Source organism: Roseomonas indoligenes (assembly GCF_017813365.1).
Taxonomy (GTDB): Bacteria; Pseudomonadota; Alphaproteobacteria; order Acetobacterales; family Acetobacteraceae; genus Roseomonas; species Roseomonas indoligenes.
On sequence record NZ_JAGIZA010000006.1, the window covers coordinates 254,724 to 281,361 of the forward strand.

Here is a 26,638-nt window from a genome sequence, read left to right on the forward strand (position 1 = left end):
TTGATTCAACCTTGGGTTGAGACAGACTGGGCCCATGCCAAAATTGGCTGCACCTGCTTCCGGCCCTCCGATGGCCTCTCCTTGCGAGGGACCGAGGACGTGGCCGGAGCTGACGGTTCGGAGGACGCCATGCCGCCAGCGCCGCTGCCGCGGAACGAAAAAAGCCGACTTGCCGCGCTTCGCTCCTACGAGGTGCTCGACACCGAGAGCGAAGAGGTTTTCGACGACATCGTGGACCTCGCCGCGCGACTGACCCACAGCCCGATCGCCCTCGTCTCGTTGATCGATGCGGAGCGGCAGTGGTTCAAGGCCCGGCACGGGCTGGAGGTGGCGGAGACGCCGCGCGACCTGGCCTTCTGCGCGCACACCATCCTCAACCCCGACAGGCCTCTGGCCGTGGAGGACGCGACGAAGGACCCGCGGTTCCAGGAGAACCCGCTGGTGACGGGGGCGCCGGACATCCGCGCCTATCTGGGCGTGCCGCTGGTGGACACGGAGGGGCACGCGCTCGGCAGCCTCTGCGTGATCGACCGGGAGGCACGCGAGTTCGACCCGGAGATGATCGGGACGGTGCGGACCCTGGCACGGGCCGTGGTGACGAACCTGGAGCTGCGGCGCGCCCTTCTCGACGCGCGGGAGGCGGCGCTGACGGATGCGCTGACCGGCCTGCCGAACCGGCGCGCGACGATGGGCGCGCTGGTGGATGCCCTGGGCAGCGGCACGCCCGTGGCCGTGGTGACGGTGGACCTGGACCACTTCAAGGAGGCGAATGACGGCGAGGGGCACGCCGCCGGCGACGCGCTGCTGAAGGAGGCGGCGGCCCGCCTGAGCGAGGCGGTGCGGCCGGGCGATACGGTGGGGCGAACCGGCGGGGACGAGTTCGTCGTCCTGCTCTCCGGCGTCGGGGACGACGTGACGGCCGACGCGGTGGCGCAGCGGATCAGCGCCGCCCTGCACAGGCCGGTGCCCTTTGGCGAGCGGATGCTGCGGCTTGGGGCGACGCTCGGGGTCGCGCTCGCCCCCGCGCATGCCGCGGATGCGGAGATGCTGGTCCGCGTGGCCGACGAGGCATTGGTGCGGGCCAAGCGGGATGTGCGCGGCAGCATCGGCCGCGCGAGCCCGGAAGATGCCGCGCAGCTGATGCGGGCCGCCGCCATCCTCCGTGCCTTCGATGCGGACGCCGCCTCCGGGCTTCCCGGGGCGACGGCGCAGCTGCAGCCGATCCTTGGGCTCGGCCGCGGCAAGGCGCCGGACGGGGCGGTGCTGGCGGTGGAGGTGCTGGCGCGGTGGGGCCACCCTGATGTCGGCCATGTCCGGCCCGGGGAGCTATTCCCGGCCATCGGCCCGGAGCGGGGCGCCCTCCTCGGGCGGGTCGTGCGCGGACAGGCGTTGGCGGCCTTCGCGGCGCTGCAGGCCCAGGCACCGGCCGGGGGACGGCTGGCGGAGGCGCGGCTGGCGTTGAATCTCTCTGCCAGCGAGGTGGCGCGGGCGGATATAGCGCTGGAATTGGCCGCGCAGGTCGAGCGGGCCGGCCTCTCCCTGCGGGCGGTGGAGATCGAGATCACCGAGGAGGTGCTGCTGGACCGGGTGAGCGACCGCACGCTGGACGGGCTGGCGGCGCTGCGCGGGCGCGGGGCGCGGCTGGTGCTGGATGACTTCGGCACCGGGAATTCCGGCCTCGCCCAGTTGCTGCGCCTGCCGCTGGACGGGCTGAAGCTGGACCAGCGCTTCATCCAGCGGCTGGGGATGGATGTACGGGCCGAGGAGATCGTGAAGGCGACCGTTTCCCTGGCCCATAGTCTCGGGCTGCAGCTGGTGGCGGAGGGGATCGAGACGCCGCGGCAGGTGGCCATGCTCCGGGCACTGGGCTGCGACGCGGTGCAGGGCTTCCTTTTTGCCCGGCCGATGACGCCGGAGGCGCTGGGTGGCTGGCTGCGCGGACTGCCGGCGGAGGGGGCGCCCGAGCCGATCCCACTGGCACCGCGGATCGCGCTTCGGGCGAATTAGAGGGCTGCGCTTGTTCTGATGGGGCCGGAACCAGGGGGCGCTGCTCCCTGGATCCCCGCCAAGGGCCTGAGGCCCTTGGATCCCCGTCCCGCTGCCGCCGCGCCCGACTGACACGGGGTCTCGGCGCGAAGGGATTGATCCTGCCCTTGCGGTCGCCTCGGGTCATCGACCCGAGACGCACTGTCAGCAGAGCAAGCCCAGAGCCTAGAAAAAGATGATGGTGAGGGGGCCGGGGAGAGAAAGAATTCCTTCTTCCTCTCCCCGGGACAGACCGTCCGCCCAGGGTCGGACCAAGGGTCCTCAGGACAGCGGCATGTCCTCGAGCGTGGCGAACTCGCCTGTTTCCTGGTTCAGCACGCGAAGGGCGCCGTCCATGACGGCGAAGTGGAGGCCGTGGAGGACGAGGTCGCCGGCGCGCTCGCGCTCGGCGAGCCAGGGGAAGGTGCGGAGGTTGGCGAGGGATTGGCGGATGGCGGCCAGTTCCATCGCGGTCTGGTCCTGGAGGGGGTCCACGCCGTCGCAGGCCAGGCGGGTGGCGGGGGCGGCGATCTGCATCCACTGGGCGACGAAGTCGCCGCCGGTGGTGTCCGTGCCCTGGAGGGCATTCTGGCGGAAGACGTTGATGCCGCCGCAGGAGGCGTGGCCGCAGACGACGACGTGGCCGACCCGGAGGGTGCGGACGGCGAACTCGATGGCCGCGGAGGTGCCGTGGTAGTTCGCGTCCGGCTGGTAGGGCGGGACGAGGTTGGCGACGTTGCGGACCACCAGCATCTCGCCGGGGTCGGCATCGAAGACGACCTCCGGGGCGACGCGGCTGTCCACGCAGGCGATCATCAGGACGTCGGGGCTCTGGCCGGTTTCGGCCAGTCGGGCGTAGTTCTCGCGCTCCCGCCGGAAGCGGGTGTGGCGGAAGCCGCGATAGCCCTCGATCAGACGAGGCGGGAGGTTCATGCCTCGGCGGTGGCCTGCGTCGCGTAGGGCGGCTTGGTGAGGCCGGCGGGGGAGAGGGTGAAGATCTCGCAGCCCGTCTCCGTCACGCCGACCATGTGCTCGAACTGGGCGGAGAGGGAGCGGTCCCGCGTGACGGCCGTCCAGCCGTCATCCAGCACCTTCACCTCGGGGCGGCCAGCATTCACCATCGGCTCGATGGTGAAGAACATGCCGGGCTTCAGCACCGGGCCCTCACCGGGACGGCCGAAGTGCAGAATGTTCGGCGGCGCATGGAACTTGCGGCCGACGCCGTGGCCGCAGAAGTCCCGCACGACGGAGAAGCGGTGCTTCTCCACATAGGACTGGATGGCGTGGCCGATGTCGCCGAGCGTGTTGCCCGGCTTCACGGCGGCGATGCCGCGCATCATGGACTCGTAGGTCACGTCCATCAGCAGGCGCGCCTTCGTGGTGGGCGTGCCGGCGACGTACATGCGGGAGCTGTCGCCGTGCCAGCCGTCGAGCAGGGGCGTGACGTCGATGTTGATGATGTCGCCGTCCACCAGCGCGCGGTCGCCGGGGATGCCGTGGCAGACGACGTGGTTGATGCTGATGCAGGAGGACTTGGTGTAGCCGCGATAGCCGAGGGTGGCCGGGGTGGCGCCGTGGTCCAGCATGAAGTCGTGGCAGAGCTGGTCCAGCGCGCCGGTGGTGGCGCCGGGGCGGACATGGGGGGTGATCATGTCCAGGCACTCGGCCGCGAGGCGGCCGGCGCGGCGCATGCCCTCGAAGTCGTCCGGTCCGTGCAGGGGGATGCGGCGCGCTTCGCCGGCCGATTGGTCCATGCGGCGAAAATGCGCGCGCGATCCGGCGGTTGCAAGGCATGACGGGGATGCGCGGGGCGGGGAGCCGGGACGCGCGGCGCTCAGGCCGGGAGGGCGTCCTTCAGGGCCGAGGCGGCCAGGCGGGCGGTGGCGAGGAGGCGGTCGGGGCCGTGGCCCTCGCGCGCCTTGGTGGAGAGGCCGGCCATGAGGGTGACGACGTAGTCGGCCAGGCGTTCGGCCTCGTCCGGATGGGTGGCTGCGATGAAACGGCGGATCGTGTCCTCGCCGGCGGCGGTGAGGGCGCGGGCGGCCTGCCGCGCCTCCGGGTCGTTGCAGCGGGTGCCTTCGATGGCGAGGCAGCCCGCGGCCGCGGGGTCGGCGGCGTAGCGGAGGGCGGATTCCTCCAGCAGGGCGGTGAGGGCTTCGGCCACGGGACGGCCGGGGCGCAGGATTTCCGCCAGCGGGAGGCCCTCGGCGGTGCTGTAGCGGCAGAGGATGCGGGCGTAGAGGCCGGCCTTGCTGCCGAAGGCGGCGTAGAAGCTGGGCGGGTTGATCCCGAGGGCCTGGGTGAGGTCGGCGACGCTGACGGCGTCGTAGCCGCGGGCGTGGAAGAGGCGCTGGGCGGTGGCGACCGCCTGGTCCGGATCAAAGCGGCGGGGGCGGCCCCTGGGACGCCCGGTCGAGCTTGGAGAATTTGTAGCCATCGATACAGAATGCCTTGACGGGGCTTTCAGAAGTTTTATGTAGTGGTCACTACGTTGAACTTCAAGGAGAGGCCAGTGGCCGGTTTTCAGGGCAAGTCCGTTCTCGTTCTCGGTGGAAGCCGGGGGATCGGGGCGGCGATCGTGCGGCGACTGGCGGCGGAGGGAGGGAAGGTGACCTTCACCTATGCCGGTTCCCGCGAGGCGGCGGAGCGGCTGGCCGCGGAGACGGGGGCGACGGCGGCGGTGACGGACAGCGCGGACCGTGACGCGGTGATCGCACGGGTCCGGGAGAGCGGGCCGTTGGATGTGCTGGTGGTAAATGCCGGCGTGGCGCTGATGGGCGACGCGCTGGAGCTGGATGCGGACGCGGTGGACCGGATGATCCGGATCAACGTGCATGCGCCGTACCACGCGGCGGTGGAGGCGGCGCGCCGGATGCCGGAGGGTGGGCGGATCCTGGTGATTGGTTCCAATGTCGGGGACCATGTGGGGTTCCCGGGGATCGCGGGCTACGCCATGACGAAGTCGGCCGTGCAGGGGCTGGTGCGCGGGCTGGCGCGGGATTTCGGGCCGCGCGGGATCACGGTGAACGCGGTGCAGCCGGGGCCGGTGGACACGGACATGAACCCGGCGGAGGGGCCGCTGAAGGACCTGCTCTACGGGAAGATGGTGATCCAGCGGCACGGGCGGCCGGAGGAGATTGCGGCGATGGTGGCCTGGCTGGCGGGGCCGGAGGCGGGCTTCGTGACGGGGGCGATGCACACGATTGACGGGGGCTTCGGCGCCTGAGCCCATGGGGCGGGGAACCGGACGGGGCCCCGCCCATTTTTGTCCCCTTCCTCCCTGTTCCGGGGCTTCGCGCGGGGCGCGGCCGGGCGCAATAAGGGTCCGGCCGGACGGCCGGCGGGCTTGCGTGCGGGGTGGGGCGTGGCGGTTTCGGGGTTGGACGCGGCGGAGGGTGTGGCGGCCTCCTCGGGTGATCCGGTTCCAGCGCCGCCCCCGAACACGCGGCTGACGGCGATCATCGTCGCCTCCGCCCTCATCATGCAGAACCTGGACTCCAGCGTGATCGCGACGGCGCTGCCGGCGATGGCGCGGGACCTGGGGACGGAGCCGCTGCACCTTTCGGCGGCCATCACCTCCTACCTCGTGGCGCTGACGGTGTTCATCCCGCTCTCGGGCTGGGTGGCGGATCGGTTCGGGGCGAAGCGGGTCTTCATGATCGCGATCGGGGTCTTTGCCTTCGCTTCGGCGCTGTGCGGGATTTCGCAGGGGCTGGGGCAGCTCGTCGCGGCGCGGGTGCTGCAGGGGCTGGGCGGCGCGATGATGGTGCCCGTCGCGCGGCTGCTGCTGATGCGGCAGGTGCGGCCGGAGGAGGTGGTGCGGGCGACCACCTGGCTGACGATGCCGGGCTTGCTGGGACCCATCCTCGGTCCTCCGCTGGGCGGGTTCCTGACGGATACGGTGACCTGGCGGGCGGTGTTCTGGATCAACCTGCCGATCGCGGCGATCGGCCTGCTGGCGGTGTGGCGGTTCATTCCCGCCAGCCGGGAGGAGAAGCCGCCGCGGCTGGACGTGGTGGGGGTGACGCTGATCGGGGCCTCGCTCGCTTTCCTGATGTTCGGGGCGGAGACGGTGGGGCGCGGGGTGCTGCCGGAATGGCTGGCTGTGCTGGCCTTCGTGCTGGGCGGCGGGCTGGGGTGGCTGGCGCTGCGCTGGGTGCGGCGGGTGCCGAATCCGGCGCTGGACCTTTCGCTGTTCGCGTTCCCGTCCTTCCGGATCGGGGTGGCGGCGGGCAGCCTGTTCCGGATCGGGGCGGGGGCCTCGCCCTTCTTGCTTCCGCTGTTCCTGCAGCTGGGGTTCGGGGCTTCCGCGACGGTGTCCGGGCTGATCACCCTGGCGACGGCGCTGGGAGCTTTCGCGATGAAGCCGATGACGAGCGCGGCGCTCCGCCTGTTCGGGTTCCGCAACGTGCTGGTCTGGAACGCGCTGCTGGTGAGCCTTTCCTTCGTGGCCTGCGCGCTGTTCAATCCGGGATGGCCGCTTGCGGCGGTGTTCGGCGTGCTGGCGTTGGGCGGGCTGGCGCGGAGCCTGCAGTTCACCTCCTCCAACGCGCTCTGCTACGTGGATGTGCCGCCGGCGAAGCTTTCCGGCGCGACGGCGATCGCGGCGACGGCGCAGCAGCTGTTCATGGCGCTGGGCGTCACCTGGGGGGCGGCGTGGCTGGCGGCCTCCTCCGCGATCGCGGGACGTGGGGCGCCGGCGGTGGCGGATTTCGCCATCGCCTTCCTCGGGGCGGCGCTGCCGCCGTTGCTGACGATGCCGATCGCGGCCCTGCTGCCGGCGGATGCGGGGGTGAAGGCCTCCGGGCACCGGAAGAAGGCGGGCTGATCCGCCTGCCGGAACGGGGCGGGGTCTCAGCGGAAACGGTAGCGGAAAGTTCAGGAAGCGCGGGCGATCCTCTCCCTGGGCGGGCGCCATGGCTGTGGCAAGCTGCGCGAAACGAGAATCACGGTCCGGTCCACACCATGCGCCTGCTCCGCTGCCTGATGCTGGCCGCCTCCCTGCTGGGAAGCGGCGGGGCCTTCGCGCAAGGCTTCGAGTTGCCGGGGCTCTCGGCCGAATCCTCCCGCTACGTCACCGCGCTGACCGCGAAGTTCCCCGCGGGCGGCACGCCGGCGCAGCGTCAGGGAGCGGAGCGGCGGGCGCGGGATGCCGAGGGGCGGGCGGACTGGGGCGCCGCCGTGACCGCCTGGGAGGAGCGGCTGGGGATGGGGCAGGCCCGGCCGGAGATGTGGCTTTCGCTGGCGCAGGCGGCGATGAAGCGGGTGCCGCCGGATCCGGCCAAGGCGCTGCAGGCGGCGCAGCAGAACTTCAACCTTGTCGAGTCGGGGGAGGCGGAGGTGCCTTCCCTGCGCGTGATGGCGGATGCGCTGCGGAGCCAGGCGCGTTGGCCGCAGGTGATCCAGGTGATGGAGGCCGTGGTCGAGCGGCTGCCTGAGGACACGGCGGCGAAGACGGCGCTGGCGGATGCGCGGCGCGAGGCGGGGATGATGCTGCGGCGCGTGCAGACGGAGCCGGAGGCGGAGCCGGCGCGGGCCTGCCTGCAGTTCACCATCACCCCGCGGCAGGCGGCGAATTGGCAGCCTGAGGACTGGGTGCGGGCGGAGCCGGCGATCCCCGGGCTGGCGGTGCTGAAGGAGGGCGACCGGCTCTGCGTGGCCGGGCTGCCCTGGGGGCGGAAGACGCGGCTGGTGCTGCGCGCCGGGCTGCCGGGCGAGGGGGGCGTGAACCTGCGCGCCGACCTGCCGGTGGAGGTGGCGATGCCGGACCGGGCGCAGCGGATCGGCTTCGACCAGAAGGCCTTCATCCTGCCGCGCGGGGCGCCGCCGCGGGTGACGGTGGCGACGATGAACGTGGAGCGGCTGAACCTGCGGCTGGTGCGGGTGAGCGAGCGCAACCTCGTGCCGCTGGTGCAGAACAACCGGCTGGGCGAGGAGCTGAGCGGGTACACGGCCGAGGACATCCCGGAGAGCCGGGGGCGCGTGGTGTGGGAGGGCACGGCGGATGTGCCGCGCTTCACGCGGAACGCGATGCAGCGCACGGCGCTGCCGCTGCCGGAGGCGCTGACGGGATCGGGGCCGGGGCTGTTCGTGCTGCTGGCGCGGAACGCGCAGGACGGCGAGCAGGACGTGAGCAACACGGCGGCGCTGCCGATCATGGCGACCGATCTGGGGCTGACGGCCTGGCGCGGCGGCGAGGGGCTGGCTGTGCAGGCGCGCGGGCTGGGCGACGCGCGGCCGAAACCGGGCGTGCGCGTGGCGCTGATGGCCCGGAACAACGACATCCTGGCCGAGACGACGACCGGGGATGACGGGCTGGCGCGCTTCGGTGGGCCGCTGCTGCGGGGCGAGGGGCCCGTGGCGCCGGTGGCGCTGCACGCGCAGCTGGGCGAGGACCTGGTGGCGCTGGACCTGGAGGCGGCCTCCTTCGACCTGTCCGACCGTGGGGTCACGGGGCGGGAATGGCCGGGGCCTGTCGATGCCTTCCTGTGGACGGACCGGGGGATCTACCGGCCGGGCGAGTCCGTGAAGCTGTCCCTCCTGCCGCGCGATCCGGCGGGGCGGGTGCTGGACCTACCGATCCGGCTGCGCCTGCGGCGGCCCAACGGGCAGGTGGCGGCCGAGGCGGTGCCGGACCGGGGGCCCGAGGGTGTGGTGCTGTGGGCGCCGACGCTTTCCGCCGGGGCGCCGGCGGGCGGATGGACGATCGAGGCCCTGCTGGACCCGAACCGGCCGCCGATCGCGAGCATCGGCTTCCAGGTGGAGGCCTTCGTGCCGGAGCGGCTGGCGGTGACGGTCGGGCCGGCGCCGGGGCCGCTGACGGGCACGGCGCCGCTGGATCTGCCGGTGGAGGCGCGGTTCCTCTACGGCGCGCCAGGGGCGGGGCTGACGGGGCAGGCGGAGATGCGCCTGGCGGTGGAGCCGGAGCCGTTCGAGGCCTGGAAGGGCTGGCGCTTCGGGTTGGCGGAGGAGCCCTTCGATGGTGGGCTTCAGACGATCGACGTGCCGGCGCTGGGCACGGACGGGAAGGGAGCGGTGCCGCTGACGCTGCCGAACCTGCCGGATACCTCGCGCCCCCTGCGGGCGGATGTGGTGGTCACGGTGGCGGAGCCGGGCGGGCGCGGGACGCGGGGGACGGCGGCGGTGCCCGTGCGCTCCGCCAATCCTTTCGTGGCGCTGCGGCCGGCTTTCCAGAACGACGCGGTGGATGACGGGGCGGAGGCGGCGATCGAGGCGGCGCTCGTCTCGCCGACCGGGCAGGCCTTGCCGGGGCGGCTGCGGGCGCGGCTGGTGCGGGAGCGGCCGACCTGGCGGCTGACGCGGATCAACGGCGCGGCGCGCTACGCGACGGTGTGGCAGGACGAGCCGGTGGATTCGGCTGATCTGACCGTGGCGCCGGGGCGGCCGGGGCGGTTCGCGCGGCGGCTGGGCTTCGGGCGGTACCGGCTGGAAGTGACGCAGCCCGGGGGGCTGGCGATCGCCACGATGCGGTTCCGCTCGGGCTGGGTGGGATCGGATGATCCGGCGGTGCCGGACAAAGTGGATGTGGCGGCGGACCGGCAGGCCTATTCCGTTGGCGGGACGGCGCGGCTGCGGATCACGCCGCCCTTCGCAGGGCGGGCGAGCGTGGCGGTGCTGACGGACCGCGTGCTCTCCGTGCGGGACGTGGACGTGCCGGCGGGCGGGGCGGATGTGGAGGTGCCCGTGGAGGCCGGCTGGGGCCCGGGGGCCTGGGTGGCGGTGACGGTGTTCCGGCCGGGCGAGGCGCCGGTGCAGGGTGGTGTCGCGACGCCGAGGCGCGCCATCGGGCTGGCCTGGGTGGGGCTGGACCCGGCGGCGCGGCGGCTTGAGGTGGCCGTGGAGGGCGAGGCGCTGCTGCGGCCGCGGCAGCGGGTGGAGGTGCCGGTGCGCGTCTCCAATGCCGGGGGTGCGGCCTATCTGACGCTGGCGGCGGTGGACCAGGGCATCCTGCAGCTGACGCGCTTCCAGTCGCCCGATCCGGCGGCGCATTTCCTGGGGCGGCGGAAGCTGGGGCTGGATATCCGCGATGACTACGGGCGGCTGATCACGCCGGCGGATGGCGAGCCGACGACGCTGCGGCAGGGCGGCGACGATGATGGCGACCTGGCGGGGGTGCAGCCGCCGCAGCGAGTGGTGGCGCTGTTCTCCGGCGTGGTGGCCGTGGGCGCGGACGGGCGCGCGGTGGTGCCGCTGGAGCTGCCGGACTTCAATGGCGAGCTGCGGCTGATGGTGGTGGCCTGGTCCGGGGATCGGGTCGGGTCCGGATCGCGGCCGGTGACGGTGCGGGACCCGGTGGTGGCGGAGGCGCTGCTGCCGCGCTTCCTGGCGCCCGGGGACGAGGCACGGCTGCCGGTGCTGCTGCACAACCTGGACCTGGCAGGTGGCGGGGTGCGGGCGAGCGTTTCCGTGGAGGGGCCGCTCTCGGTGGATGGTGGCGCCAATCTCGGCGGCGACCTCGCGCAGGGGCAGCGGGTGCTGCCGGCGGCGACGCTGCGGGTAACGGGCGCGGGCGAGGGCGTGGTGCGCGTGGCGGTGACCGGGCCCGGTGGCTACAGCGCGACGCATGAGAGCCGGATCACGCTGCGTTCCCCGCGGCCGCTGCTGCGGGAGGTGGCGGTGGCCTCCGTCGCGCCGGGTGCGACGGTGGGGGTGGCGCCGGATCTCGGGCGTTTCGTGCCGGGCACGGCCTCCGTGCGCGGGACCTGGGGGCAGCCGGTGCGCTACGACCCGGCGGCGCTGATGCGCGTGAATGTCGATTTCCCCTTCTCCTGCGGGGAGCAGGCGGCGAGCCGGCTGATGGCGCTGGTGGGCTTCGAGGCGGCGCCGGACCGCGATGTCGGGATGCAGCGGTCCATTGCGCAGGTGCTGGACAAGCAGCGCTTCGACGGGAGCCTGGGGCTGTGGTCCGCGAGTGGGCCGGCGGACCGCTTCGTCACCTCCTACGGTGCGGAGGCGCTGCTGCGGGCGAAGGCGGCGGGGGCGACGGTGCCGGAAGCGCCGCTGGACGCGCTGCTGAAGAGCATTCGCGAGGATGCGGACAATACCTATGGTGATGAGCCGCTGGACAAGGCGGTGGCGGCATACCGGCAGTACGTGCTGGCGCTGGCCGGGCGCGGGCTGCCGGGGGCGGCGCGGCGGCTGTTCGAGGATCTGGAGAGGCTGCCGACGCCGCTGGCCAAGGCGCAGCTCGGCGCGGCCTTCGCGCGGATGGGCGACCGGGCCAGGGCGGAGGAGGCCTTCGCGGCGGCGCTCGCCGCCCCCGGGCGGCGTCCCTGGCACGAGGATTACGGCAGCGCGGCCCGCGACGCGCTGGCGGTGACGCTGCTGCTGAAGGAGAGCGGCGTGTTGGAGGGGCGGATGGCGGAGGCGCTGGGCCGGGTGCCCGGGGCCGAGCTGACGCCGGAGGCGGCCTCCACCCAGGAGGCGGCCTGGGGGGTGCTGCTGGCCTCCTCGCTCGGCAAGGATGGGCGGCCGGTGCGGGTTTCAGTGGACGGGCGGGCGCTGGCGGTGGCGCCGGTGGTCTCGGCGGTGCTGGCGGGGCGGGCGGAGGTGCGGAACCTCGGCGACCGGGCCGTTCCGCAGGCCGTCTCGCTGGCCGGGCTGCCTGTGCAGCCGGCGGTGGCGGGGCGGGCGGGAATGCGGATTTCCCGCCGCTTCTTCAACCCGGATGGGACGCCGGTGAACCTGGACACGCTGCGGCAGAACCAGGTGTTCCTGATGCAGGTCGAGGCGCGGGCGGAAACCGGGGAGACGCACCGGGCCATGGTGCAGCAGGGGCTGCCGGCGGGGTGGGAGATCGTCGGGCGGCTCAACGGGGAGGGGATCCTGGCCGGGATGGACTTCCTGGGCGAGCTGACCGCGGCCGATGCCTTCCCGGCGCTGGACGACCGCTTCGCCGCGGCGGTGACGCTGACGCCGGAGAGTCCGGTGGCGCGCTTCGCCGTGCGGGTGCGGGCGGTGACGGCGGGGCGCTTCGAGCTGCCGGGGGCGGAGGTGCGGGACATGTACCGCCCGGCGGTGTTTGCGCGGCAGAACACGGGGCGGGTGAACGTGGCGCCGGTGCCGTGATGGCGCTGCCCTGCTGAGCGGTTCGGGCGGCGGGCCGGTGGAACCGGTCCGCCTCTCGTGCCGGCTTGTGCGAGGCGTGACGGGGGAGGATAGGGGCCGGGCCAGTTACAAAAAAAGGCACACGGCGATGGAAGAAGACGTAACGCCCGAGGCGCGGAAGGCGCTCTGGGGTTCGGCGGTTGGCTACGCGATGGATGGGTTCGACCTGCTCATCCTGGGATTCATGCTGCGGGCGATCTCGGCGGAATTGGAGTTCGGGCAGGCCGAGGCGGCCTCGCTCGTGACGGGCACGCTGGTCGGGGCGGTGCTGGGCGGGCTGATTTTCGGGCTGCTGTCGGACCGGCTGGGGCGCGTGCGGGTGCTGACCTGGACGATCGTGCTGTTTGCGGTGTTCACGGGGCTCTGTGCCCTGGCGCAGGGGTACTGGGACCTTCTGGCCTATCGGACCATTGCGGGGCTCGGGCTGGGCGGTGAGTTCGGGATCGGCATGGCGCTGGTGGCGGAGACCTGGCCGGCATCGAAGCGGGCGCGGGCTTCTTCCTATGTCGGGCTGGGCTGGCAGGCCGGGGTGCTGCTGGCGGCGGTGCTGACGCCGCTGCTGCTGCCGGTGATCGGCTGGCGCGGCATGTTCGCGATCGGCGTGCTGCCGGCGGTGGTGGCCTTCTTCATCCGGCGCACGCTGCACGAGCCGGAGATCTTCGAAAAGCGGAGCGCGGCGGCGGTGAAGGAGGGCTTTCCGCTCCGGCTGCTGGTGCGGGACGCGGAGACGACGCGGATCAGCCTGGGGCTGGTGATCCTCTGTTCCGTGCAGAACTTCGGCTATTACGGCGTGATGATCTGGCTGCCGAACTACCTGAACAGCCGGTTCGGGTACGGCCTGACGCAGTCCGCGGTGTGGACGGCGGTGACGATCCTCGGGATGGCGGTTGGCATCTATGCCTTCGGGCAGATCGCGGACCGCGTGGGCCGGCGCCCGGCCTTCCTGGGCTACATGATCGGGGCGGCCGTGATGGTCGTCGTCTATTCCATGCTGACGGGACCGACGGCGCTGCTGATCGGCGGGGCGGTGATGGGCTTCTTCGTGAACGGGATGCTCGGCGGCTACGGCGCGCTGATCAGCGAACTGTACCCGACGGCCGTGCGCGCGACGGCGCAGAACGTGCTGTTCAACATCGGGCGCGCGGTGGGCGGGTTCGGGCCGGTGGTGGTGGCGGCGGTGGCCGCGACGCAAGGGTTCGAGACGGCGATCGCGGCGTTGGCGGCGCTCTACGTGCTGGACATGCTCGCGCTGTGGCTGCTGATCCCGGAGCGACGGGGCGCCGAACTGGCGTGATAGCGGGGGCGGTTCCGGGGTGCCGGAACCGCCCTTCGCTTATGCGGGGATCTTCGGGGCGATGATCGTCTGGGGAACGTCGTAGGCCTGGAGCTCGGCCCAGTGGCGCTCCACGTCCCCGGCGAAGAGGGCGCGGGTGAGGCCGTTCACCAGCTTCGGCACCGCCGTGGTCATCGCGTTGATGGAGGAGCCGGAGGGGCCGAAGCTCATCGTGGAGGCGATGCTGAAGAGGTGGACATCGCGGATCCACGGGGTTTCGCCGGGACGCCGCTCGGTAAAGGCGAAGTCAGGGGCGAGATAGGGGAAGCGGGCGAGGCGGTCGTCCCGCTCGGACGCGGGCGGCGTGTAGTGGTCGGCCCAGGTGGCGATGTTCGTGGCGAAGGTGGAGAGTTCCGGGCGGAGCGCGGGATTCATCTCGATGCCCGTGCCGGCGATGGCGAAGTCCGCGCGCACGGAACCGCGCGGGGTTTCGAGGATCGCGGTCTCACCTTCCGCCGACGCACCGGTGACGGGGGCGCCGGCCATGAGGATGAAGTTGGGGTGGCGGGCGCAGCGGTCCCAGGTGTGCTGGGGGAAGCCCTCCCGCAGGCCGAGGATGCGCGACATGAAGCGCCAGCGCCACTCGTCCGGGAGATCGGCGAGGTGGCGGAGGAAGCCCGTGAAGGTGAGCCAGCGGTAGGGCTGGACGACCTGCGGCTCCGCGCGGCGGCAGAGGAGGCGGACTTCGCGTGCGCCGACCTCCAGCGCCATGGCGGCGTTGTCGAGGGCCGAGGCGCCGGCGCCGATGACGGCGACGACCTTGCCCTGCAAGGCGGCGAAGTCGATGGGGTCGGCGCTGTGGGCGCGGAGGTGCTGGGGGAGGGCCTTCAGGAAATCCGGCATCCACCATTCGCCCGTGGATTCCTGGCCGGTGGCGAGGACGAGCTTGCGGGTGTGGCGGATCGTCTCCGTGCCGTCGGCGGCACGGAGGGTGACGGCGAGGAGGTTGCCGTTCGCCGGGGCGATGCCGGTGACGGTGGTCTCGTTCTGCACCGGCAGGTTCAGCGTGTCGCGGAACCAGAGGAGGTAGGCGGCCCAGTCCTCGCGCGGGATGAGGTCGAGCGACGCCCAATGCGCGGGGCCGTACTTCGCCTCGTGCCAGGACTGGTAGGTGAGGCTGGGGATGCCGAGGTCCGGGCCCGTGTAGTCCTTCGGCGAGCGCAGCGTGGGCATGCGTGCATAGGTGAGCCAGGGGCCTTCCCGGCCGCGCTCGGCCCGGTCCACGAGCAGGATGTTCGTGACCTTCGCGCGATGCAGGCCATGGGCGGTGGCGAGGCCGCCCTGGCCGGCGCCGGCGATGAGGACGTCCAGCGCCTCCGTGCCGTCCAGGGCGCGGTAAGGGGTGAGCCAGGAGGCGCGGGGATGGGCAATCCTGTCCAGGTCGGCGCGGACCTGGGCGGCGAGGGCTTCCAGGGACATCAGCCGGCGAGCCAGCCGCCGTCCACGGCGAGTTCGAGGCCGGTGGTGAAGGCGGCGGCGTCGCCTGCGAGGTAGAGGGCGGCGTCGGCCACTTCCTCGGGGCGGCCGAGGCGGCCGATGGGGTGGCGGGCGCGGGAGCGCTCGCGGGCGGCGTCCGGGTCCGCGTTGCGGTTGAAGCTGCGGTTGAGGAGCGGGGTCTCGATAGCGCCGGGGAGGAGGGCGTTCACGCGGATGCCGCTCTCCGCGAAGTCGTTCGACATGGTCTTGGTCAGGGCGAGGATTCCGCCCTTCGCGGTGATGTAGGCGGTGTTGTTGCGGCCGCCCGCGCGGGCGAGCTGGGAGGCGACGGTGATGATGCTGCCGGAGCCCTGGGCCTGCATGGCGGGGAGGACGGCGCGGGCCCAGAGCCAGGTGCCGTCGAGGTGGACGCGCAGCACGGCGTGCCAGTTCTCGATGCTGGTGGTGAGCGCGTTGCCGCCGGTGGAGAAGCCGGCGGCGGTCATCAGCACGTCGATGCGGCCCCAGGCGCCGAGGGCGAGCTGGGCGCCCCGCTCCGCGGCGCCGGGATCGGCCACGTCGCAGACGAGGGTGAGCACGTCGTGGCCGGCGGCGCGGAGCTCGTCGGCCAGGGTTTCCAGCGGGGCGTGGTCGCGGTCGGCCAGCAGGAGGCGGGCGCCGTTCTGCGCGAAGAGGAGGGCAGTGGCGCCGCCGATGCCGGAGGCGGCGCCGGTGATGGCGGCGACCTTGTCTTTCAGTCTCATGGATGCCTCAGGCCTGGACGGGGACGGGCGCGGGATCGAAGTGGGGGATCGCGGCCAGGAGTTCGCGCGTGTAGGCGGATTGCGGGTTGGCGAAGAGGGAATGGCCGCTGCCTTCCTCCACCACCTTGCCAAGGCGGAGGACGACGACGCGCTCGCACATCATGCGGACGACGTTGAGGTCGTGGGAGACGAAGAGGAAGGCCATCCCGTCCTCCCGCCGCAGGCGGTCCAGCAGGTTGAGGATGATGGCCTGGACGGAGACGTCCAGCGCGGCGGTGGGCTCGTCCAGCACCAGAAGGCGGGGGCGGAGGGCGATGGCGCGGGCGATGCCGACGCGGGCCTTCTGGCCGCCGGAGAGCTGGTGGGGGAAGCGGGTGAGGAGTTCGGGCGGCAGGCCGGAGCGCTGGGCGGCTTCCTCGACGCGGGCCTTCAGGGTGGCGCCGTCGCGCAGCCCTTCCAGCGTGCGCAGCGGGTGGGCGATGCTGTCGAAGGCGGAGAAGCGGGGGTTCAGGCTGTCGTTGGGGTCTTGGAAGACGATCTGAATGTCGCGGCGCTGGGGCGCGCGGTGGAAGTCGCGGGCGGGGATGCCGCCGATGGCCTCTCCGTCGAAGATGACGTCGCCATCGGTCTTGTCGATCAGGCGGCAGATGAGGCGGGAGAGGGTGGACTTGCCGGAGCCGGATTCACCGACGAGGCCGAGGCTGCCGCCGCGGGGGATGGAGAAGGAGACGTCATCCACGGCGCGGGTGGGGGCACCGTAGTCCTTGATGAGGTTGCGGACCTCCAGCAGGGGCGGGGTGCCGGGTTCCGGGGCGGGACGCGGGGTGGCGGCGATCGGGGGCAGGACCTCCCCGGCTTCCTGGGCGGCGCGGGCCAGGTCTTCCACAGTGGAGCGGGGGGTGGGCGAGGCGGCGATGAGGCGGCGCGTGTAGGGGTGCTGCGGGTCGCTGAAGAGGGCGCGGGTCTCGCCCGATTCCACGATCCGGCCGCGCTCCATCACCACGATGTCGCGGCAGTACTGGGCGGCGAGGCCCAGATCGTGGGTGATGAGGACCATGGCCATGCCGCGATCGGCGGTGATGCGGGCGAGGAGGTCCATCACCGTCTTCTGGGTGGTGACGTCGAGGCCGGTGGTGGGCTCGTCCGCGATCAGGAGGTCGGGTTCACAGGCGATGGCCATGGCGATCATGATGCGCTGGCACATGCCGCCGGAGAGCTCGTGCGGGTAGGCGTCCAGGCGCGTCTCGGGATCGCGGATGAGGACGGCCTTCAGCAGGTCCAGGGCCTGGGCGCGGGCTTCCTTCTTCGACAGGTCGCGGTGGGCGCGGATGGCGTCGGCGATCTGGTCGCCGACGCTGCGGATGGGGTTCAGCGCGGCGCGGGGGTTCTGGAAGATCATCGACATGGCGGCGCCGCGGAGGGCGCGCAGGTCGCGTTCGGGCACGCGGGTGACATCCGTGCCGCGGAAGAGGATGCGGCCGCCGGTGATCTTCCCCGCGCGGTCCAGCAGGCGGGTGATGGCATAGGCGGTGACGGACTTGCCGGAGCCGCTTTCGCCGACGAGGCCGAGGGTTTGGCCCTTCTCCAGTGAGAGGGAGACGCCGTGCAGGGCGTCCACGGTTCCGGCACGGGTGGAGAAGGCGACGCGGAGGTCCTCGATCCGGAGGAGTTCGGTCATGTGCGCATCCGGGGGTCGAGGATGTCGCGCAGCCCGTCGCCCATAAGGTTGAAGCAGAGGACGGTGAGCATGAGCGCGAGGCCGGGGAAGGCGACGAGCCACCACTGGCCGGCGGTGATGAAGCGCGCGCCTTCCGCGACCATGATGCCCCATTCCGGCGTGGGCGCGGTGACGCCGAGGCCGATGAAGGAAAGGCCGGCGGCGTTGAGGATGGCCCAGCCGAGGTTGAGGGAAATCTGCACGGCCATGGCGGGGAGGACGTTGGGGAGGAGGAAGCGGAGGACGATGGCGAGGTGGCCTTCGCCGCCGGCGCGGGCGGCTTCCACCCAGCCGGCGTCGCGGCGGATGTTCACCTCCGCGCGGGCGAAGCGGATGTAGAAGGGAAGGTTGATGATGGCCGTGGCGATGACGATGTTTTCCACGCGGTTCCCCAGCGCGGCCACCATGGCCATGGCGAGGACGAAGAGCGGGAAGGCCATCAGCACGTCCACCACGCGGCCGACCACGCGATCCAGCGTGCCGCCGCGATAGCCGCAGAAGGCCCCGATGACCGCGCCGGCGGCGAAGGACAGGATGACGGCGCTGGCGGCGATCATGAGGTCCAGCCGGGTGGCCATGATGAGGCGGGAGAGGATGTCGCGGCCGAGCTGGTCCGTGCCGAAGAGGTGCGCGGCGCTGGGGGGGCGCAGGGCTTCCGCGACGCTGCTCGCGATGGGGTCGTAGGGCGTGATCCAGGGGGCTAGGATCGCGACCAGGACCAGCAGCGCGACGCCGGCGATGGCGAGGGCCGTGACGGGGTTGCCGCGCATGACCCAGCCGGCATGTCGGAGGGTCGCGCTCATTCGATGCTCACCCGCGGGTCCGCGATTCCGTAGAGGATGTCCACGATCAGGTTCACCAGGACGAAGATGCCGGCCATGAGGAGGACGAAGCCCTGGACGGGGGCGTAGTCCGAGGCAACCAGGGCATCGAGGGTGTAGGAGGCAACGCCGGGCCAGGAGAAGACCTTCTCCACCAGCACGTTGGCGCCGAGCATGGTGGAGAAGACGATGCCGGCGATGGTGAGCACGGGGAGCAGCGCGTTGCGGAGCGCGTAGGTGACGGTGACGCGCGATCCCGGCAGGCCGACGCTGCGGGCGGTGCGGATGAAGTCGCTGCCGAGCACGGAGAGCATGCTGGCACGGGTCATGCGGGCCAGGGGTGCGAGGACGAAGAGCGCCATGGTGCAGGCGGGCAGGATGATCTGGGTGAAGGCGGCCCACCAGCCCTGCAGGTCGCCGGTGATGGCGAAATCGACCAGCAGGAACCCGGTGATGTCGGGCGGTGAGGCGGAGAAGATGTCGATGCGTCCCGTGGGATCGGGCGCCCAGCCCAGCAGGTAGTAGAAGACGTAGATCAGCAGCAGGCCCGAGACGAAGGTGGGCATGCAGACGCCGAGCGTGCAGATGAAGCGCACGGCGTGGTCCACGAGGGAGCCGGGGCGCAGCGCGGCGACGATGCCGAGCGGGAGCGCGACGAGGAGCGCGATGAAGAGTGCGGTGAAGGTGAGCTCCAGCGATGCGGGCAGGCGGCGGGCCATGTCCGTGACGACGGGCTGGCCGGTGGTCATGGACTTGCCGAGGTTCCCCGTGGCGACGTCCCGCAGGTAGAGGGCGAGCTGGACGGGGATGGGCTTGTCCAGGCCCATCGAGCGGCGCAGGTCCTCGATCTCCTGCTGGCCCGCGCTGGGGCCGGAGGCGAAGAAGACGGCCGGATCCCCGGGCAGGACGCGCATCAGCAGGAAGGTGAGCACCACCACGCCGAGGATGGCCGGCAGCGAGGAGACCAGCCGCCGCAGGATGCGGCGGCTGATAGCACCGAGCGTGGTCACGCGCGGCTCAGGTCCCGGAAGTCGATCTGGCGGTAGAACTGGTAGGTGAAGCCCTCGATGGCCTTGCCCATCACGGCGTCCATGTTGGGCTGGTAGAGCATCACCAGCGGCATCTGGTCCGCCATGATGGAGATCATCTCCTTGCACTCCGCCTCATAGGCCGCGCTGTCGGTCTCGAAGCGGGCCTTGTCGGCGAGCTCGGCGATGCGGGGGTTGTTCCAGCTGGCGAAGTTCCAGCGCTGGTCGCGCGTGAAGTAGAGGTAGAAAAAGTAGTAGGTGGCGGGCAGCCAGGCGGTACCGGCATCGGTGTAGAAGGCGAGCTTGTGCTCGGACTGCAGCGTGTTGAGCTGGGCGTCCGTGACCTTCTGGATCTCCACCTTCACGCCGATCTTGCCCAGGGCTTCCTGCACCAGGGCGGCCACCGGCTCCGCGATGGCGGCCTGGCCGAGGGAGAAGGTGAAGGTGGTGCTGAAGCCGTTGGGGTGGCCGGCTTCTGCCAGCAGCGCCTTCGCCTTCTCGATGTCCGTGCGGACGGGCATGGCGATGGGGAATTCGGCCGTGGGCGGGGTGCCGGTCCAGCTGCCGTTGAAGAGGGGTTTGCCGCGCTCGAACAGGGCGGCCTTGAACATGGCGTCGTAGGGAAGGGCGGCGGCGAGGGCCTGGCGGACCTTCACGTTGTCGAAGGGCGCGAGCTGCGTGTTGAAGGAGATGTGGGTGAAGCCGTTGGTCTGCGGGAAGGACTGCACCTTCGCGCGGCCGCGGCTCTCCAGCGAGGAAATGTCGCTGGCCTGGAGGTCGATGGAGAGGTCGGCGTCGCCGCGCTCGATGAGGTTGGCGCGCGTCGCGGCCTCAGGCACGGTCTGTGCGATGATGCGGCGGAAAAAGGGGAGCTTACCGTCGGGGCCGCCCTTCCAGTTCTCGTTGCGGCGAAGCGCCACCTGCTCGCCGGGGCGGAAGGTCTCGACGATGTAGGCGCCGGAGCCCGCGGAGTTGTTCTGCAGCCACTTCTGCGCCCAGGGATCGTCCGGCGTCGCGTTCTTCTTCGCGAGAGTGGAGTTGATCATGATGGCGTAGGGGACGGCGAGGTTCGACAGCGCGAGGCGGTCCGGCTTCGCCAGGTGCACCTCGATCACGCCGGGGCCGGCGATCCTGAACTGGTCGGGGGAGGTGAGGCTGCCCGTTTGGAACTGCGGGGCGGCGAGGGACTTGGAGGAGACGTGGCGGTCCAGCGACCACTTGACGTCCTCGGCCGTCACGGGCGTGCCGTCGTGCCACTTGGCGTCGCGGCGGAGGGTGAGGGTGAACTTCAGGCCATCGGGGCTGCGCTCGATCTTCTCGGCCAGCTCGCCGCGGATGTTGTCGTGGTCGAAGACCCAGAGACCGTTCACCTGCTTGCGGCCGAAGGCGACCAGGCGGTCATAGACGTTCATCGACAGGCCGAAGGACTCGCGGGTGGCGCCCGGCATGGTCGGGTCCAGCGTGTTGATCGTGCCGCCGGTGACCTGGCGCAGCGTTTCCGCGCGGGTCTGCGCATGGGCGCCGCCCATGGGCATGGCAGCCATGAGCCCGGTGGCGAGGCCGCCGCCGAGGGTCTGACGACGATTGATCTTCATGCGCGCACCCGGTTCCCTGTTGGTCCCGCGTGAGGCCGGCATCCCTGCGGCCTCTTGCTGGGCCGGGCGGGAGATTGCCATCGCGGGATGGTGAAGGGCAAGGCGGGCCTCAGAAGGGGGACTGCCCGGCGATGTTGCCGGGCGGACTGTAACGGCAGACGAGGACGTCCGTGGCGGCGCCGGAGGCGAGGGCGCATCCCAGGCCTGTCGTGCCGCGCCAGACCATCTGGGTGTAGTGGCCGGTGCGGGCGAGGTCGCGCGCGCCGGCGCGCCAAGCCTTGCCCTCAGCGGCCCAGACCGCTGCCATCTGCGCCGGGGTGAAGGCGCCGCGCGTGCCGGCCCAGAGATTCTCGCCCTCCGCGAGGCCGGGTTCATGGGCGAGGCGGCCGGTGCGGGCGAGGCTGCGGGCCCAGCGACCGGCATCGGCGGCGAGGGCCGGGTCCCAGCGGAGGGGCGGCAGGCCGACGGCGGCGCGCTCGGCGGCATGGGCGGCGAGCAGGGCTGGGGCGAGGTCGAGCGGGGCCGGGCCTGCGACGCAGGCGCCCAGGAGGATCGGCAGGACAGGTGTGAGCCGCATGGGAGGGAAGGTGGCGCTGGCGCGGCGCCTGTCCAGCGGCGCGCTGCCTTCGGCAGGTCCCGCCTTTCGTGGCGCCAGCCCGTGCGACGGAGGCTGCCGCTTGATGCCGGGGGCTGCCGTGCGAGGATGAGGCGGGGCGGAGGACGGGGCTTGGCGCGGGCGGGATCTGGCATCTTCGGGCGGTGGGCGGCAGGGCTTCTCGGGGCCGTGCTGGGGGGGATCGCGCTTCTTCTCCTGCTGGACCGGGCGTTCCCGCCGGATCTCTCCCGCCTGGAGACGGTGGGGCGCGTGGTGGTGGACCGGGAGGGGCGCACCCTTTCCGCCCTGCCGGCGCCGGGCGGGGTATGGCGGCTGCCTGTGGGGGCGGAGGAGGTGCCGCCGCATCTGGTGGAGTTGCTGGTGGCGGCGGAGGACCGGCGGTTCTGGCGGCATCCCGGCGTTGATCCGATCGCGCTGGGGCGGGCGGCCTTCCAGTGGGCGCGGGCGGGGCGGGTGGTCTCCGGCGGGTCCACGCTGTCGATGCAGGCGGCTCGGCTGCTGGAGCCGCGACCGCGCAACCTGCGGAGCAAGGCGATCGAGGCCTTCCGGGCGGTGCAGCTGGAATGGCGGCTGGGCAAGCCGGGGGTGCTGCGGGCCTGGCTGACGCTGGCGCCGATGGGCGGGAACCTGGAGGGCGTGCGGGCGGGGGCACTGGCCTGGTTCGGGCGGCCGGTGGAGCGGGTTTCCGTGGCGGAGGCGGCCCTGCTGGTGGCGGTGCCGCGCCGGCCGGAGACGTTGCGGCCGGACCGGCACGCGGAGGCGGCACGGGCGGCGCGGAACGCCGTGCTGACCCGGCGCGGGGCGCCTGCGCTGCCGGAGGCGGAGCGGGTGGCGGCGCTGGCGGAGGGGATGCCGGATGCGCGGCGGCGGATGCCGGGCCTGGCGCCGCATCTTTCGCGGCAGGTGGCGCGGGAGGTGTCCGGGGATGTGCTGCGGACCACGCTGGATTCGGGGCTGCAGCGGGCCATGGAGGGGATCGCGCGGGAGGCGATGGCGGGGCTGCCGGAGCGGGGATCCCTGGCGATCGTGGTGGCGGACCTGCGGACGCGCGAGGCGCGGGCGGTGGTGGGGGGCGAGTGGCTGGCCGAGGGGCGGGCGGGGGCGCTGGACCTGACGCGGGCGGTGCGGTCGCCGGGATCGGCGCTGAAGCCGCTGCTCTATGCGATGGCGTTCGACCGCGGGCTGGCGCGGCCGGGGAGCGTGATGGAGGACCTGCCGCGCCTGTTCGGGGATTGGGCGCCGGAGAACTTCGCGCGGGGGTTCTCCGGGCGGGTGACGGCGGCTTCCGCCCTGCGGCAGTCCCTGAACCTGCCGGCGGTGGCGCTGATGGAGGCGCTGGGGCCGATCCGCTTTGCCTCCGCCATGAAGCGGCTGGGGGCGCCGCCGCGGATGCCGCCGGGGGCCGGGGCGGCGCTGCCCCTCGCGCTCGGTGGGGCCGGGGTGACGTTGCGGGAGCTGGTGGGGGTGATAGCGGCCATCGGCGATGGCGGCCGGGGCGGGGCGCTGCGGGTTCTGCCGGGCGGGGCGCCGTTTGAGGGGGAGGCGGTGGTCCGGGCACCGGCCGCGGATGCGGTGGCGGCGATCCTGACGCAGGGCTTCCCCGGTGGCGGCCCGGAGGGGGTGGCGTGGAAGACGGGAACGTCCTGGGGCGGGCGGGACGCGCTGGCGGTGGGGTTCGACGCGCGGCACGCGGCCGGGGTCTGGGTGGGGCGGCCGGACGGGACGCCCATTCCGGGGGCGACGGGGCGAAGCCTGGCCCTGCCGGTGCTGGCGCGGGTCTTCGCGGCCCTGCCGATGGCGCCGAGGGCGGTGGAGGGGACGGTGGCGGCGCGGGCGGCAGGGTCGGCGCCGGTTGATGGGTTGCGGCTGCTTTTCCCGCCCTCGGGCGCGGTGATCGACGAGGGGGCGGTGACGATCCGGGCGGCGGGGGGGCGGCGGCCCTTCACCTTCCTGGTGGACGGCGTGCCCTTCGCCTCTGGCGGGGCGCGGCGGGAGGCCGGGTGGGTGCCGCCGGGGCCGGGCTTCTATCGCGTGACGGTGCTGGACGCGGATGGAGGAGCGGTGAGCGCCGCCGTGCGGGTGCGCGGGGGCGAGTAGTTCCCCGCGCGGTTCCCCGGTGCGCCTGCGTGCTGGCGCCCGGCCTAGTAGCGCCGTCCGGGTCTTCTGCTCCGGTCGCTGAAGATGCGGAAGAGAGCGAGCGAGATCACGCCCGTGACGCCGGCGAGGATCACGGATGGCCGGATGCCCGTGCGGACGGAGGCGCGGTCGAGCGCGACTTCCAGACTGCCCGCGACGTTCACGGCGGCGGGCACCACCTGCGTGTCGAGGAACAGCTTCGGCGCGGAAGGGCCGGCCGGCTTTCTCAAAAGATAGTCGCGTCCGATGGTCACGCCGGCCTCCCGGGAGAAACATGCTGTCGCGACGGGGAAAACGACGTCGCGGCCAGGCGGCGTAGCAACGCGGCGAGCGAGCTGGTGTTTCTGAAACGCCGTTCCCGGCTGGAGCTAAACCGTGGATAAACCTGTGTTTAAGCCGTATCGCCTCCCCGCTGGTGGCTGGGGTTCCGCGAAGTCGGTGGGCAATATTCTCCGGCAGGAGGGCGTGCTGGCGAGTGCTCCTCTCGCGCTGAGCCGGCACAACAAGGTCGATGGTTACCAGTGCAACAGCTGCGCCTGGGTGAAGCCGGCAAGCCCGCTGCCGTTCGAGTACTGCGAGAACGGCGTGAAGGCGGTGGCCTGGGAATTGACAGCGCATCGCTGCACGCCGGAGTTCTTCACGAAGCACACCGTGGCGGAACTGCGGGAGTGGGACGACTACCACCTCGAGGAGCCCGGCCGCCTGACGCATCCGCTGCGCTACGACGCGGAGACGGACAAGTACGTGCCGGTCTCCTGGGGCCATGCGGTGGAGGAGATCGCGCGCGAGCTGCTGGCGGTGGAGGACCGCAAGAAGGGAGCGGTGTTCTACAGCTCCGGCCGCCTCTCCAACGAGGCGAGCTACCTGTACCAGCTTTTCGCGCGGCTCTACGGCAACAACAACCTGCCGGACAGTTCGAACATGTGCCACGAGACGACGTCCGTGGCGCTGCCGCTGAGCATCGGGCAGGGGGTCGGCACGGTTGCGCTGGACGACTTTGCGAAAGCCGACTGCATCATGTTCTTCGGGCAGAACCCCGGGAGCAACTCGCCGCGCATGCTGCATCCGCTTCAGGAGGCGAGCCGGCGCGGCGTGCCGATCATCACCTACAACCCGCTGCGCGAGCGCGGGCTGGAGCGGTTCCTGAATCCGCAGTCCCCGACGGAGATGCTGACGGGGAAAGAGACGCGGATCAGTTCCCAGTACCACCAGGTCAAGAATGGCGGCGACCTCGCGGCGCTTGCCGGGATCTGCAAGGCCGTGCTGGCCATGCACGATGAGGCGCTGGCGGCGGGGAGTGCGGCGGTGCTGGACGAGGAGTTCATCCGTGAGCACACGCACGGCTTCGAGACCTTCGCGGCGTGGCTGCGCGCGCAGGACTGGGACGAGCTGGAGCGCCGTTCTGGCCTGCACCGTGCGGACATGGAGGCGACGGCGACGGTTTATGGTGCCTCGCATCGCGTGATCGGCATCTACGGCATGGGGCTGACGCAGCACCAGGCCGGGGTGGAGACGGTGCGGATGCTGGTGAACCTGCTGATGATGCGCGGGAACATGGGGCGCGACGGCGCGGGCATCTGCCCGGTGCGCGGCCACTCCAACGTTCAGGGGCAGCGCACGATGGGGGTGACGGAGAAGCCGGAGCTGTTCCCGCTGGACCGGCTGGGCGAGCAGTTCGGCTTCGAGCCGCCGCGGGAGGCCGGGTACAACACGGTGGAGGCCTGCGAGGCCGTTCTCCGGGGCGAGGTGAAGGCCTTCTTCATGCTGGGCGGCAATTTCGTGCGCGCCATCCCCGACCACGGGAGGATGGAGCCGGCCTGGCGCAAGATCCGGCTGACGGTGAACGTGATCACGAAGCTGAACCGCAGCGCGCTGCTGCCCGGCAAGATCAGCTACATCCTGCCGGTGATCGGGCGGCTGGAGATCGACGAGACGGCGGCGGGGCAGCAGGTGCTGTCCATGGAGGACACCTCCGGCTGCATCCACGGCAACCGTGGCCTGCGCAGGCCGGCATCCCCGCATCTGCTCGGCGAGATCCGGCTGATCTGCGAGCTGGCGAAGAGGATGTTCGAGGCGAACCCGCGCGTGCGGTGGGACGACTACATGACGGACTATGCCGAGATCCGGAAGGAGATCGGCGAGACGCTGCCGGACACCTTCTGGGACTACGAGCGGCGCATGTGGGAGCCGGGCGGCTTCCAGCGCGACATGCCGGTGAAGCGGCGGGAATGGCGCACGGACACGAAGCGGGCGAACTTCGTTACGCCGAAGGCCCTAGACGAGGACAAGGACATGCCCGACGTGGGGCATGATGCCCTGCGGCTGATGACGCTGCGGAGCAACGACCAGTTCAACACGACGGTCTACGGCTATGACGACCGGTTCCGGGGCATCAAGAACACGCGCAAGGTCGTGTTGATGAACCGCTCCGACATCGATCGGCTGGGACTGAAGGTCGGGCAGGCCGTGACGCTCAGGACCGTCGCGAATGACGGGGTGGACCGCAGCCTCTCCGGAATGCTGGTGGTGGCCTATAACATCCCGATCGGGTGCATCGGCGGCTACTACCCGGAGTGCAACGTGCTGCTGCCGATCTGGCACTACGCGGCGGGCAGCAAGACGCCGGCGGCCAAGGGCATCCCGGTGACCGTGCATTCCGAGGGCGGCCGTGTGCTGGAGCCGGGGCTGGAATACGCGGAAGGCTAGGCCCGCGGCCCTCTAGTCCTCCCACTCCGGCGCGGGTGGGCGGGGCTGGAGGGCCTCCAGGCGGCGCTTCAGCAGGGTGATCTGGCGGCGGAGGTCGGCGTTCTCCCGCTGGGTCTGGCGGAGGCGGGATTCGGCCGCCTCCAGCAGGTTCGGCGGCGGCGGCTCGGGTGCGGCGCGGGGATCGGCGGGCGCGAGGAGGTCCGGCCAGGTGAGGCCGAGCCGCTTGATCAGGCGGTGCGCGGCGAGAGCGGCCGCGGCGCGCTCGCCGTCATGGTCGGAGCCGAGCAGGGCGAGGACGCGGGCCAGGCGTGCGGCGTCGCCGGGCTGCAGAGGGCCGCGACGCGCCGCCACCG

19 protein-coding genes are annotated in these 26,638 nt (G+C 72.1%); 7 read left to right on the plus strand and 12 right to left on the minus strand.

Annotated features, from left to right (window positions below; genetic code table 11):
• The first annotated feature begins 129 nt into the window (after positions 1-129).
• Complete coding sequence (locus J5Y10_RS12825; protein WP_209374087.1) at positions 130-2,007, plus strand: putative bifunctional diguanylate cyclase/phosphodiesterase; 1,878 nt, start codon at positions 130-132, stop codon at positions 2,005-2,007.
• Between the two features lie 300 nt (positions 2,008-2,307).
• Here the strand turns inward: J5Y10_RS12825 and J5Y10_RS12830 are convergent, their stop codons facing one another.
• The 3 genes from J5Y10_RS12830 to J5Y10_RS12840 form a co-directional block, all read right to left on the minus strand.
• Positions 2,308-2,958 carry a carbonic anhydrase gene (locus J5Y10_RS12830; RefSeq protein WP_209374089.1) on the minus strand — a complete coding sequence of 217 codons (651 nt, stop codon included), beginning with the start codon at positions 2,956-2,958 and terminating at the stop codon, positions 2,308-2,310.
• Positions 2,955-3,779, minus strand: coding sequence for a type I methionyl aminopeptidase (gene map, locus J5Y10_RS12835; protein WP_209374091.1), 825 nt, complete (start codon positions 3,777-3,779; stop codon positions 2,955-2,957). The genes J5Y10_RS12830 and map overlap by 4 nt, the downstream gene beginning before the upstream one ends.
• Positions 3,780-3,859: 80 nt before the next feature.
• Entirely contained in the window at positions 3,860-4,462 is a 603-nt protein-coding gene (locus J5Y10_RS12840) for a TetR/AcrR family transcriptional regulator (protein WP_209374093.1), read from the minus strand.
• Between the two features lie 75 nt (positions 4,463-4,537).
• On the opposite strand from J5Y10_RS12840, the gene bdcA reads away from it, so the two are divergent.
• From bdcA to J5Y10_RS12860, 4 genes are all read left to right on the plus strand, one after another.
• A complete protein-coding gene (gene bdcA / locus J5Y10_RS12845; RefSeq protein ID WP_209374095.1) occupies positions 4,538-5,251 on the plus strand; it encodes an SDR family oxidoreductase in 714 nt (237 codons plus the stop codon).
• Positions 5,252-5,389: 138 nt separating this feature from the next.
• The gene (locus J5Y10_RS12850; RefSeq protein ID WP_342452907.1) at positions 5,390-6,853 is read left to right on the plus strand and encodes an MFS transporter; all 1,464 of its coding nucleotides are present in this window, start codon (positions 5,390-5,392) and stop codon (positions 6,851-6,853) included.
• Positions 6,854-6,990: 137 nt separating this feature from the next.
• Positions 6,991-12,114 (plus strand): alpha-2-macroglobulin family protein, encoded by a 5,124-nt coding sequence (locus tag J5Y10_RS12855; RefSeq protein WP_209374097.1) that lies wholly within the window; start codon positions 6,991-6,993, stop codon positions 12,112-12,114.
• Between the two features lie 127 nt (positions 12,115-12,241).
• Positions 12,242-13,447 (plus strand): MFS transporter, encoded by a 1,206-nt coding sequence (locus J5Y10_RS12860; RefSeq protein WP_245214627.1) that lies wholly within the window; start codon positions 12,242-12,244, stop codon positions 13,445-13,447.
• A 39-nt stretch (positions 13,448-13,486) separates the two neighbouring features.
• On the opposite strand, the gene J5Y10_RS12865 is transcribed toward J5Y10_RS12860, so the two are convergent.
• The 7 genes from J5Y10_RS12865 to J5Y10_RS12895 all read right to left on the minus strand — a co-directional run bounded on the left by J5Y10_RS12865 (position 13,487) and on the right by J5Y10_RS12895 (position 21,404).
• Positions 13,487-14,905 carry an NAD(P)-binding domain-containing protein gene (locus tag J5Y10_RS12865; protein WP_209374098.1) on the minus strand — a complete coding sequence of 473 codons (1,419 nt, stop codon included), beginning with the start codon at positions 14,903-14,905 and terminating at the stop codon, positions 13,487-13,489.
• Positions 14,905-15,666, minus strand: coding sequence for an SDR family oxidoreductase (locus J5Y10_RS12870; protein ID WP_209374100.1), 762 nt, complete (start codon positions 15,664-15,666; stop codon positions 14,905-14,907). Before J5Y10_RS12870 ends, J5Y10_RS12865 begins: the two co-directional genes overlap by 1 nt.
• 7 nt (positions 15,667-15,673) lie before the next feature.
• On the minus strand, positions 15,674-17,344 hold the full coding sequence (locus tag J5Y10_RS12875) for a dipeptide ABC transporter ATP-binding protein (protein WP_209374102.1): 1,671 nt from the start codon (positions 17,342-17,344) through the stop codon (positions 15,674-15,676).
• The gene (locus J5Y10_RS12880) at positions 17,341-18,186 is read right to left on the minus strand and encodes an ABC transporter permease (protein WP_209374104.1); all 846 of its coding nucleotides are present in this window, start codon (positions 18,184-18,186) and stop codon (positions 17,341-17,343) included. The genes J5Y10_RS12875 and J5Y10_RS12880 overlap by 4 nt, the downstream gene beginning before the upstream one ends.
• Positions 18,183-19,214 carry an ABC transporter permease gene (locus J5Y10_RS12885; protein WP_342452908.1) on the minus strand — a complete coding sequence of 344 codons (1,032 nt, stop codon included), beginning with the start codon at positions 19,212-19,214 and terminating at the stop codon, positions 18,183-18,185. The genes J5Y10_RS12880 and J5Y10_RS12885 overlap by 4 nt, the downstream gene beginning before the upstream one ends.
• A complete protein-coding gene (locus J5Y10_RS12890; protein ID WP_209374106.1) occupies positions 19,211-20,827 on the minus strand; it encodes an ABC transporter substrate-binding protein in 1,617 nt (538 codons plus the stop codon). Before J5Y10_RS12890 ends, J5Y10_RS12885 begins: the two co-directional genes overlap by 4 nt.
• Positions 20,828-20,936: 109 nt before the next feature.
• On the minus strand, positions 20,937-21,404 hold the full coding sequence (locus tag J5Y10_RS12895) for a CAP domain-containing protein (protein ID WP_209374108.1): 468 nt from the start codon (positions 21,402-21,404) through the stop codon (positions 20,937-20,939).
• Positions 21,405-21,554: 150 nt separating this feature from the next.
• On the opposite strand from J5Y10_RS12895, the gene pbpC reads away from it, so the two are divergent.
• Positions 21,555-23,540, plus strand: a complete 1,986-nt coding sequence (gene pbpC, locus J5Y10_RS12900; RefSeq protein ID WP_209374110.1) for a penicillin-binding protein 1C — start codon at positions 21,555-21,557, stop codon at positions 23,538-23,540.
• A gap of 44 nt (positions 23,541-23,584) precedes the next feature.
• Here pbpC and J5Y10_RS12905 read toward each other — a convergent pair whose 3' ends face one another.
• Positions 23,585-23,833: a hypothetical protein gene (locus J5Y10_RS12905; RefSeq protein ID WP_209374112.1), complete on the minus strand. Its 249-nt coding sequence runs from the start codon at positions 23,831-23,833 to the stop codon at positions 23,585-23,587.
• A gap of 121 nt (positions 23,834-23,954) precedes the next feature.
• Here J5Y10_RS12905 and J5Y10_RS12910 point away from each other — a divergent pair, with 121 nt between their 5' ends.
• Positions 23,955-26,285, plus strand: a complete 2,331-nt coding sequence (locus J5Y10_RS12910) for an FdhF/YdeP family oxidoreductase (RefSeq protein ID WP_209374114.1) — start codon at positions 23,955-23,957, stop codon at positions 26,283-26,285.
• A gap of 12 nt (positions 26,286-26,297) precedes the next feature.
• Here the strand turns inward: J5Y10_RS12910 and J5Y10_RS12915 are convergent, their stop codons facing one another.
• Positions 26,298-26,636, minus strand: a complete 339-nt coding sequence (locus tag J5Y10_RS12915) for a hypothetical protein (protein WP_209374116.1) — start codon at positions 26,634-26,636, stop codon at positions 26,298-26,300.
• Between the last annotated feature and the right edge of the window lie 2 nt (positions 26,637-26,638).